Origin of the sequence: Streptomyces sp. NRRL B-3229 (assembly GCF_000719505.1) — a bacterium.
Classification (GTDB): Bacteria; Actinomycetota; Actinomycetes; order Streptomycetales; family Streptomycetaceae; genus Streptomyces; species Streptomyces griseorubiginosus.
The window spans coordinates 682610-693311 of sequence record NZ_JOGP01000001.1; the positions used below are offsets into that span (position 1 = coordinate 682610).

General features: G+C 69.1%; 8 protein-coding genes and 1 pseudogene. 1 reads left to right on the plus strand and 8 read right to left on the minus strand.

The annotated features are described in order from the left end of the window. Positions 1–54 precede the first annotated feature (54 nt). From IF54_RS0102980 to IF54_RS0102995, 4 genes are all read right to left on the minus strand, one after another. Positions 55–753, minus strand: a complete 699-nt coding sequence (locus IF54_RS0102980; RefSeq protein WP_030314141.1) for a response regulator transcription factor — start codon at positions 751–753, stop codon at positions 55–57. Beyond that, on the minus strand, positions 750–1901 hold the full coding sequence (locus tag IF54_RS0102985; protein WP_030314144.1) for a sensor histidine kinase: 1152 nt from the start codon (positions 1899–1901) through the stop codon (positions 750–752). Before IF54_RS0102985 ends, IF54_RS0102980 begins: the two co-directional genes overlap by 4 nt. Continuing rightward, complete coding sequence (locus IF54_RS0102990; RefSeq protein ID WP_030314146.1) at positions 1898–2422, minus strand: DUF1453 family protein; 525 nt, start codon at positions 2420–2422, stop codon at positions 1898–1900. The genes IF54_RS0102985 and IF54_RS0102990 overlap by 4 nt, the downstream gene beginning before the upstream one ends. Positions 2423–2970: 548 nt before the next feature. Continuing rightward, the gene (locus tag IF54_RS0102995) at positions 2971–5094 is read right to left on the minus strand and encodes a DNA gyrase/topoisomerase IV subunit B (RefSeq protein ID WP_030314149.1); all 2124 of its coding nucleotides are present in this window, start codon (positions 5092–5094) and stop codon (positions 2971–2973) included. Positions 5095–5536: 442 nt separating this feature from the next. Between IF54_RS0102995 and IF54_RS0103000 the strand changes: the two genes are divergently transcribed. Then, a complete protein-coding gene (locus IF54_RS0103000) occupies positions 5537–5767 on the plus strand; it encodes a DUF7455 domain-containing protein (protein ID WP_030314151.1) in 231 nt (76 codons plus the stop codon). Between the two features lie 103 nt (positions 5768–5870). Here the strand turns inward: IF54_RS0103000 and IF54_RS0103005 are convergent, their stop codons facing one another. The 4 genes and pseudogenes from IF54_RS0103005 to IF54_RS0103020 all read right to left on the minus strand — a co-directional run. Further along, positions 5871–6767 (minus strand): S1 family peptidase, encoded by an 897-nt coding sequence (locus IF54_RS0103005; RefSeq protein ID WP_037819090.1) that lies wholly within the window; start codon positions 6765–6767, stop codon positions 5871–5873. Between the two features lie 120 nt (positions 6768–6887). Continuing rightward, positions 6888–8426 (minus strand): RNA polymerase sigma factor, encoded by a 1539-nt coding sequence (locus IF54_RS0103010; RefSeq protein ID WP_030314154.1) that lies wholly within the window; start codon positions 8424–8426, stop codon positions 6888–6890. Positions 8427–8854: 428 nt separating this feature from the next. Further along, positions 8855–9742 (minus strand): FadR/GntR family transcriptional regulator, encoded by an 888-nt coding sequence (locus IF54_RS0103015; protein ID WP_078851854.1) that lies wholly within the window; start codon positions 9740–9742, stop codon positions 8855–8857. Positions 9743–9904: 162 nt separating this feature from the next. Then, positions 9905–10702 (minus strand): annotated as a pseudogene (locus IF54_RS0103020) (ABC transporter ATP-binding protein); the annotation flags it as partial.

Here is a 10702-nt window from a genome sequence, read left to right on the forward strand (position 1 = left end):
GGATGGACAGAACAGGAAGACCCCCGACTCTCCTTCCCCGCGCACTTCACCCCATCAGGTGACTCCTCCCGTCGGTGGCCGCACAAGTCCCTTCGCGTAGGCGTAACGCACCGCCTGTGCACGGTCCTTGAGTCCCGTCTTGGCGAACAGGTTGTTGATGTGCGTCTTCACGGTGGCGGTGGAGACGTGCAGTGCGCGGGCGATCTCCTGGTTGGTGAGCCCTTCGGCGATCAACGCCAGCACCTCGACCTCCCGGGCGGTGAGCCCGTCGGGCGGTTCCACGGAGGTGACCGTCGGCTGAGGCGGCTCGGGTTGCGACAGCCGCTCCAAAAGCCGTCGCTGGATGCTCGGCGAGAGCCCGGCGTCCCCGGAGAGCACGCTGTGCACGGCCCGTACGATCTCGTCGCCTCCCGCGTCCTTGGTGAGATAGCCCCGCGCTCCCGCCTTGAGCGCGGGGAACAGCGAGTCGTCGTCCGCGTACGTCGTCAGCACCACGACCTGCGTGCCGGGGTGCTCGGCCAGGATCCGCCGGGTCGCCTCCACCCCGTCGCAGCGGGGCATGCGCAGGTCCATCAGCACCACGTCCGGGGCGAGTTCCGCGACCAGCTGCACCGCCTGCTCGCCGTCCCCCGCGGCGCCCACGACCTCGATCCCGGGCAGCAGGCCGAGCAACATCACGATGCCTTCGCGGACCACGGTCTGGTCGTCCGCGACGACCACCCGCGCAGGCTTCGTCTGCGCCCCCTCCGTCATACCGGCACCTTCAACGTCACCATGAACCCCTCGTCGTCCGGCCCCGCGTCCAGCGAACCGCCCAGCAGTTCGGCGCGCTCCCGCATCCCCAGCAGACCGTACCCGCCCCCGGCGGTGGTGAGTTCACCCGGCGAACCACCCGAGTCCCGGACCACGAGCGTCACCTGGTCCTCGCCGTACTCGAGCCGCATCCGGACCTTGGCCCCCGGCGCGTGCTTGCGGACGTTGGTCAGGGCCTCCTGGGCGACCCTGCGCACCGCTTGCGATGCCTCGGCCGGCAGGGGCCTGCGCTCACCCGAAATGGTGGCTTCGGCTCTGTCGTCCGTGCCCACGAGCTGACTCAGGAAGTCCTCCAGCGGCGTCATGTCCCCGCGCAGGGCCGACAATGCCTGCCGGGTCTCGGCGAGACCGTCGCGAGCCATGCCCCGGGCCGCGACCACCCTTTCGAGGATCTGGTCCCGGTCGGCTCCGCCCTCTATCAGCAGCCGGGCCGCCTCCAGATGCACCAGCTGGGCCGAGAGGCTGTGTGCCAGCACGTCGTGGATCTCCCGGGCGATACGGGCCCGCTCCCCGAGTGCCGCGGACTCCGCCTCGGCCGCTCGGGCCGCCCTCTCCTGGGTGAGCAGCCGCTGGGCACTGCCGCGTGCCTCGGCGTCCAGCCGCAGGACGTAGCCGGCCAGGGCGAGTCCCGTGGTGGTGGCCAGGGTGGTCAGCCATGCGTCGTCGTTGACCGCGGCGTACAGGGCGAGGGCGACCACGGCCACCGGCAGGGCGGCGGCGATGGGCAGCCGCTCCAGCGCGGTGATGGCGCAACCGCACCACAGGACCAGGGCGATCACTCCGAAGTCGGAGGCCTGGGCGACGACCCCGATCGCCAGAAGGACGCCGTAGAGCGCCAGGGAGGGCCAGAGCCGGTGCGCCAGGGTGGTGCGGAAGAGTGCCCAACCCACGACCGTGGCCGAAAGGATCGCAGCCACCGCCACGAGCACGCCCCAGCCACGGACATGGGTGCCGTTGAAGGCCCCCCACAGCAGCATGGCGAGCACCAGCGACCGTGTGACCCAGCCGAGCACCCGCCGGGGGCGCGTGGCCGCCTCACGGGTGAGCGCCTCCCGGGAGGGCCAGCGGGTCCAGCTGTTCTCCGTCACCCGCGTACCTTCCCCGTGGACTCGAACATGGGCTCACCGTACGACGGTGCGGGGACAACGGTCGGGCGCAGGGACTGCGCACGCCGGACCAGGATCGCGGAGCGCACCAGGAGGGTGGCGGCCAGAGCGAGCAGCAGCGCGGAGGAGTCCTGGTGGACACCTATCGCCGCACCGAGCGCGAAGAGGCCGACTCGCAGTCCGATGCCGACGCACCAGACGGCTCCGCTCGCTTTGGTGCTCCTGCTCCACACCGTCCCGTTCGGCTCGGTCCATATGCGGCTGGTCCAGGCCCAGCCGGCTCCGATGGCGAGACCTGTGAGCAGCTCGGCGACGAGCAGAGTGAGCGATGCTGTGTGGTGCCGGTGGTCCACCAGTCCCGCCTCCCGGAGCGCCACAACGGCCAGGATCACGGGGAGCAGCCACCAGCGCCGCCCGGTGTCGATCCGGTTTGCGCGGAACTGCCGGGTGATCACCACGATCACTGCGACCACGATCAGCAACGCGTCGACGAGCCCGGACATCACAGCCTCCGTGAGCGAGGAAGGGACTGCCGGCTGCGGATGCCGCCGACACCTTCGAAGCTACGGAAATCCGCAGGTCGGGAGATCGGAGCCGGGGTGGATCACGGGTGGATTCCGCAGCGGGTGCGCCCTCCACCCTCGGGTGGAGACGCCCCGGCCGATGGCGGCTGGACCTGCGCACAACGTGAGAAGTGACCGCCGAGTCGGACGCTGATCCGCCAGCCGTCGAAACCGTCGAGTGAGCACCCGCCCCGCGGGCCTGCCAGGCAACGCAATCAACGAACCTGCATCAACCGTCGCCGACGCCCGTCCGGCAGGCATCGACCGCCGGCCGGCACCGGCAGCTTCGGCCGCCGGGCCCGGCTCGCATTGCACCCGCGGCCATCACCCGTCCCCAAGGGCGAAAAGGCCGCGCCGATCACCCACCCCGACCACACCCACGTAAGCCGCCCGCCCCGGCCACAAATCCCGGAGGCTCGATACGCGCAACCGCCAAACCCGCCCGAACCCCGGGCGAGGCCAGTCGCAGCCCCGCCCGAGCCCAGCGACTACGCGTCGATGCGCGACCGGTCGAGTGTGGCGGCCGACCCGGAGATGAACTCCTTCCGGGGCGCCACGTCATTGCCCATCAGCAGATCGAAGACCTGCTCGGCGGCCTCGAGATCGGCGAGGTTGATCCGGCGCAGGGTCCTGTGCCGGGGGTCCATCGTCGTCTCGGCCAGCTGGTCTGCGTCCATCTCGCCGAGGCCCTTGTACCGCTGGATGGAGTCCTTGTACCGAACCCCCTTGCTCTGGAACTCCAGCAGCTTCTCGCGCAGCTCGCGGTCCGAGTACGTGTAGACGTACTTGTCCTGCCCCTTCTTCGGCTGGACCAGCTCGATCCGGTGCAGCGGCGGCACCGCCGCGAACACCCGGCCCGCCTCGACCATGGGCCGCATGTAGCGCTGGAACAGCGTGAGCAGCAGGCAGCGGATGTGCGAACCGTCGACGTCGGCGTCGGTCATCATGATGATCTTGCCGTAGCGGGCGGCGTCGATGTCGAACGTCCGGCCCGACCCCGCCCCTATGACCTGGATGATCGCGCCGCACTCGACGTTCTTGAGCATGTCGGTGACGGACGACTTCTGAACGTTGAGGATCTTGCCGCGGATCGGCAGCAGCGCCTGGAACTCGGAGTTCCGGGCGAGCTTCGCGGTACCGAGCGCGGAGTCCCCCTCGACGATGAACAGCTCGCTGCGGTCGACGTCGTCGCTGCGGCAGTCGGCGAGCTTGGCCGGCAGCGTGGAGGACTCCAGGGCCGTCTTCCGGCGCTGGGCGTCCTTGTGCTGGCGGGCCGCGATGCGCGTGCGCGCGGCGGCGACTGCCTTCTCCATGACGACTCGGGCCTGGGCCGCGGCGTCCCGCTTCGTGGACGTCAGGAAGGCCTTGAGCTCCCTGGAGATGACGGTGTTCACGATGCGGCGGGCCGCCGAGGTGCCGAGGACCTCCTTGGTCTGGCCCTCGAACTGGGGCTCGGCCAGGCGGACGGTGACGACCGCGGTGAGGCCTTCGAGAGCGTCGTCCTTGACGATGTCGTCCTCGGCCACGCGCAGCAGCTTCTTGGCACGCAGCACTTCGTTCATCGTGCCGGTGACGGCCGTCTCGAAGCCGGCCACGTGGGTGCCGCCCTTGGGGGTGGCGATGATGTTCACGAACGACTTCAGGGTCGTGTCGTATCCCGTGCCCCAGCGCATCGCGACATCGACGTCGAGCTCACGGGTGACCTGGGTCGGGGTCATCTGGCCGTGTTCGTCCAGGACCGGGACAGTCTCCCTGAAGGTGCCCTGGCCGGAGAAGCGGAGGACGTCGTTGACCGGCTTGTCGGCGGCCAGGTACTCGCAGAACTCGCTGATGCCGCCGTCGAAGCGGAAGGACTCCTCGCCCTTGCTGCCGCCCTCGCCGAGACCGAACTCGTCACGGACGACGATGGTCAGGCCGGGCACCAGGAACGCCGTCTGGCGGGCGCGCTGGTGGAGGTTCTCCAGGGAAAGCTTGGCGTCCTTGAGGAAGATCTGACGGTCGGCCCAGTACCGCACACGCGTGCCGGTCCGGGTCTTGGGGATCTTCTTGGTCTTGCGCAGGCCGCTCGTGGCGTCGAACTTTGCGTCGGGCCCGGTCGCCGCGAAGGCACCCGGCACGCCGCGTCGGAAGCTGATCGCGTGCGTGTGGCCGCTGCGGTCGACCTCGACGTCCAGTCGCGCGGACAGGGCGTTGACCACGGACGCGCCCACACCGTGCAGACCGCCGGAGGCCGCGTACGAGCCGCCTCCAAACTTGCCGCCGGCGTGCAGCTTGGTCATGACGACCTCGACACCGGACAGGCCGGTCTTGGGCTCGACGTCGACGGGGATGCCCCGGCCGTTGTCCCGGACCTCCACGGAGGCGTCGTCGTGGAGGATCACCTCGATGTGGTCGCAGTACCCGCCCAGGGCCTCATCGACGGAGTTGTCGATGATCTCCCACAGGCAGTGCATGAGGCCACGGCTGTCGGTCGAGCCGATGTACATACCCGGGCGCTTGCGTACGGCCTCGAGCCCCTCGAGGACGAGCAGGTGCCGCGCGGTGTAGTTGGAACCGTCCCGGTCTGCTCCTGCCAGCAGAGCTGTGGACGGCACGGACGTCTCGGCGGTCACGCGGTTCGCTCCTCGCTGAATTTCAGATGGGGCCCTTCTGGGTAAGGGCGCGGCTTCGGTAGCCGCCATGAGGGTACCGAGGCCTGGTAGAGCCGTTGTAACGCCACCCTCGTGCGGAAGACAGACTAATCCAGAGTCGCATACCTGTTCGATCCCTCGAAGGGGTGAAGTACATATCACGTTCCCTCAGGGGCATGAACCATTTAGGCTCCGGGCACGTCCTCATGAACAACCGGCAACCCAGCCGGCGGGACCGACCTTGACCGACCAGCGCGAAACCGTAAGACACACAGACACGCAATACGGCACATTCGCCGCCAAACCGGCAGCAGCCAGCCGTCCGGAAAATTTCTCTCTGGGAGAAGCCCCGAGCGGGAACGTTTTGGGGCTGGTTGGATGTTGACCCTGGTACGACAGCTCGTCGAGCTAGAGAAGAGGCGACGTGACTACTGTTCTGACCCCCGCGAGCCCGTTGACGGCCGCAGACCGCTGCGACCGCTGCGGCGCCCAGGCGTACGTACGCGTCGTCCTGATCAGCGGCGGAGAACTGCTCTTCTGCGCCCACCACGGTCGCAAGTTCGAGCCGGAACTCAAGAAGATCGCCGCTGAGATACAGGACGAGACGGAGCGGCTCACGGCCGTTCCCGCTAACGCCTCCGAAGAAGAGCGCTGACACTCGCGTCCACGACGAGCCGGCGCCGACACAGGTCGGCATAAGGGCGGCTGCCCCTGCTCCCAGGGGCAGCCGCCCTTGCTCATGGCTCGTACGAGACCGCTCAGCGCCCCTGAGGCGCTCCTCCACCGTTCCGCGCTGCCGAGGCGGACCCTCCGGGCCCCTGCTGGTCCAGAGTCCGCATGATGTCGGACACACGCGTGTAGACGCCGGGCCAGCCCGCACGCCCGCAGCCGTTCCCCCAGGACACGAGTCCGACCAGCTTGCCCTGCGCGACCAGCGGACCCCCGCTGTCCCCTTGGCAGGAGTCGCGGCCGCCACGCTCCTCCCCGGCGCACAGCATGCTGTCGGCGAGGTAGGTGCCCTCGGCCGTACCCGGATAGGCCTCACGGCAACGCGTGTCCGACATCACATGCACCTGCGCGGCCCGCAGGCTTCGGGCGTAGTCACCCCCGCCCGTGATGTCGCCCCAGCCGTACACCGTGGCGGGCGTCCCCGCCGCGTATGCGGGATCACCGGTGGCCGCCATGCCGATCACGGCGTTCTGCGGCACGGGCTGTGCGAGAGTGATGACCGCGAAGTCCCCCGCGTTGGTCTGCGGGTCATATCCGGGATTCACCCAGACCTCGCGTACGGCGATCTCCGCTCCCTGGTCCGAGAGCAGGTCCGTACGGCCCGCGATGACCCGGAGGTCGCGCACCCGCTCCGGTGGCGCTCCCAGCACGTTCTCGCCCATGCAGTGGGCCGCGGTGAGCACCGTGGTCGGGTCGACAGCGACACCGCCGCAGAACTGCCCGGCACGCGTACCCCCGAACCGGTCACGGCTGGACAGAGCCACGGTCCAGGGTGCCGTTGACACATCGACCGGGAATCCCCCGACGACAATGCTGTCGGCCGCCACAGGGGCGGCCGACACCAGCGGTATGGCCGCGGCAAAGGCCGCCAGAACCAGCGGCCGGGTCAGCGGCCGGGTCAGCGTCCGGGCAATGGAACAACGCATGCATGCTCCTCACTCCGTGTGGTGATCGGAAACCCAGAGTCATGCAGGGCGCCTGTGCGCGCAGCACGAAGGCCCGGCCCCTGGGCAGGGACCGGGCCTTCGGTGTCGTACGACCAGGACCTAGTCGAGGTAGTCGCGCAGCACCTGCGAACGCGACGGGTGGCGCAGCTTCGACATGGTCTTCGACTCGATCTGGCGGATGCGCTCGCGCGTGACGCCGTACACCTTGCCGATCTCGTCGAGGGTCTTCGGCTGACCGTCGGTGAGACCGAAGCGCATCGAGACGACGCCCGCCTCGCGCTCGGACAGGGTGTCGAGCACGGAGTGCAGCTGCTCCTGAAGGAGCGTGAAGCTGACCGCGTCGGCCGGGACGACGGCCTCGGAGTCCTCGATGAGGTCACCGAACTCGCTGTCGCCGTCCTCGCCCAGCGGGGTGTGCAGGGAGATGGGCTCGCGGCCGTACTTCTGGACCTCGATGACCTTCTCCGGGGTCATGTCGAGTTCCTTGGCCAGCTCCTCCGGGGTGGGCTCGCGGCCCAGGTCCTGGAGCATCTGGCGCTGCACGCGTGCGAGCTTGTTGATGACCTCGACCATGTGCACCGGGATACGGATGGTGCGGGCCTGGTCGGCCATCGCGCGGGTGATCGCCTGACGGATCCACCAGGTGGCGTACGTGGAGAACTTGTAGCCCTTGGTGTAGTCGAACTTCTCGACCGCGCGGATCAGACCGAGGTTGCCCTCCTGGATGAGGTCCAGGAAGAGCATGCCGCGGCCGGTGTACCGCTTGGCCAGGGAGACCACCAGGCGGAGGTTGGCCTCCAGGAGGTGGTTCTTGGCGCGGCGCCCGTCCTCGGCGATGATCTCCAGCTCGCGCTTGAGCTTCGGAGCCAGCTTGTCGGCGTTGGCCAGCTTGTCCTCGGCGAACAGACCGGCCTCGATGCGCTTGGCGAGTTCGACCTCCTGCTCGGCGTTGAGCAGGGGGACCTTGCCGATCTGCTTGAGGTAGTCCTTGACGGGGTCGGCGGTGGCGCCGGCGACGGCGACCTGCTGGGCCGGAGCGTCGTCCTCGTCGTCGTCGGAGAGGACGAAGCCCTTGTTCTCGGCCCCCTCCTCTTCCTCTTCGCCGGGCTTGATCTCCTCGAGGACCTCTTCCTCGATGACCTCGGCGTCGTCCTTCTTGGCGGTCGTCTTCTTGGCCGCCGCGGTCTTCTTGGTGGCGACCGTCTTCTTCACGGCCGCCTTCTTGGTGGCGACCGCCTTCTTCACGGCGGGCTTCGTGGGCTCCTCGCCCTCGACAGCGGGCTCGGCGGCGGGAGCCGCAGGGGTGGCGGTGGCGGTGGCCTTCTTCGTGGTCACCGTCTTCGCCGCGACCGTCTTGGTGGCGGTGCGCTTGGCCGGACTCTTCGCTGCGACGCTCTTTCGGGTGCGCTTGGGCTCCGCGGCACTGACCATCAGCGTCACACCCTCTTCCTCGAGGATCTGGTTGAGGCTGCGCAGTACGTTCTTCCACTGAGTGGCCGGAATCTGGTCAGCTTCGAAGGCCCGACGCACGTCGTCGCCGGCGATCTGCCCCTCAGCCTTTCCCCGCTCAATGAGAGCCATGACAGAGACGGACTCGGCGATCTCCGGCGGGAGCGTACGGGATGTGCTGGCCGACACGAACAACCTCTCGGAACGTTGGAAAACGGCTTCCGGCCCCGTCCATGGCGGACAGGAGCCGACCACCGACCTGGGAAGGGCCGACGGCGCGGGCGGGGGCCGGGGAAGATGCACAGCGCCTTGAACGGCGTCCGTATTCCCTCCGCGGCTGTCACCTCTTAGGTCATCGCGCTGTTTCCACGAGCGTTACGCCCAATCCGCGTGGCCCGAGTCACACCCCGTAAGTAACCAAAAACGGTCAGACGTGGGCAGACATGGTCAGCCGGTTGCTCCGGTCGGCGATGCCAGGAAATGCTCTCACCCCTGCGCGCCGTCGGACCCCGCAGGGTCCCTGTAGACCCTGCGGGGTCCGACGGCGGCGGTTCGACGGCCGAACGATGCTGCGGAAAGGGGAAGGCATCCCCGGCCGCGCCGCCCGCTGCGCGCGGTCAGTGCTCGCGCGGGGCGGGCACCACGCGCTCCACCTCGGGGTGGACGATCAGAAGTTGCCGCATGGCCGCCTCGGCCGCCATGCCGTCGCCGGTGGCGAGTGCGTCGACGATCCGGCCGTGGTGCGCCAACGACGACTCGTTCGGCCGGTCACATCCGGTGACCGGGCCGCCGGAGACCTGGAGGGCGGCCGAGACGATCCCGGAGAGGTGCTCCAGCATGCGGTTGCCCGCAACCTGGATGAGCAAGGAGTGGAACTCGGCGTCGGCGCGGGAGAAGGTGATCGCGTCGCCCTGGTTCATGGCGTGCCCCATGATCTCGACCATGTCGCCGAGGCGCTGCTGGATGTCGTCACGGCCGTGTCCGGCGGCCAGGCGCGCGGCGAGCGGCTCGATCGTCCAGCGCAGCTCACTCAGCTCGCGGCGCTGATCGTCGCGCTGCGGTCCGAAGGCCCGCCACTCGATGATGTCCGGGTCCAGGAGGTTCCAGTCACTGACGGGACGCACGCGCGTGCCGACGTTCGGGCGGGCACTGACCAGGCCCTTGGCCTCAAGGACGCGGAGCGACTCACGGACGACAGTGCGGGAGACCTCGAAGCGCTGTCCGATCTCCTCGGGGACGAGCGGACGGTCGGCGCCCAGATCACCGGAGACGATCATCTGTCCGAGCTGCTGGACGAGTTGGCCGTGCAGTCCGCGCCCACGGCTGCCGGCAGCTCGTCGGCCCACGCGGCCCAGCTCCGGGTCCGAGCCGTCCCACATGGGGGCTCCGACGCGGCCGACGGCCGGGGCCTCGGCGTAGGGGTAGCGGTCGAGTTCGCCCGGGCCGGCCAGACCGGAGTCGGCGGAGCGGGCGGCGGTCATCATGGTGTGCGCAAGGGTACTCACGGATCCTTTGTCGGCGTCGCCTCCAACTCCCTTGAGGTCTTTGGTGAAAAGCACACGAAAGGGTGATCGCTCACCCCGTCGCAATTGACGCCTTATCGGAAAGAAATGCGCTTTCACCGGGGAGTTGTGCGCACGTCGGGACCGGAACGGCACGGACGGTCGTCATCGGACCCTGCCGCGCAGGCTCGTGAGCAGATATGCACACAGCAGCGCGGTCAGCGACAACGTCATTGCGCCACCCACAGGTTGAACGATCACTCGCACCGCTCCGGCCAGATAGCGCCCTCCACCAAAGGGCCACTGGATCAGGAAGACCTCACGCAACCGCGCGGCCAGTCCTGCCGCGGTCCGCACGGACGCCCCCTCCAGGGCCCTCTGTACGAGGGGTACGCCGAGGACGGGCACCGAGACCACCGCTGCGAGCCCGGCCGTGGTCGACCGGAAGATGCCGGCGGCCAGGACGCCTGCCCAGGCGCACCCGATCACGAGTCCGATCCAACTCGCGCTCAACACCACCCAGTCGCCGGGAACTTCCGTGAGCTCCCGTCCGTAGACGAGGTACAGCACTTCGGCGTCGCAGCCCACCGCGAGAAGAGCCAGCAACAGCGCGGTGACCGCGGCGACGACGAGTTTCGCGGCGAGCAGCCCCAGCCGACGGGGTACGGTGCCGCGGTCCGCGGCCAGGGCGGGGTGGCGGAACTCGTCGCCGAAGGCGAGCGCGCCGAGCAGTCCCGCTCCGAGAGCCGCAGGGGGCAGCGGCAGTTGCCTGGGCCATGCGGCCAGCAGGCGGGCCTGCGGGGTGTGACCGACCCGTGCCAGGAGTACGGCGGTGAGGGCGGACGTCACGAGTACGGCCGCGGCGGTGAGGAAACCGGTCCCGATCCCCGTCGCGCGCCGGAGTTCGTAGCGAAGAGGGCGAAGGGGGCTGGGGGCGGACCTGACGGAGATGGGGGGTGGGAG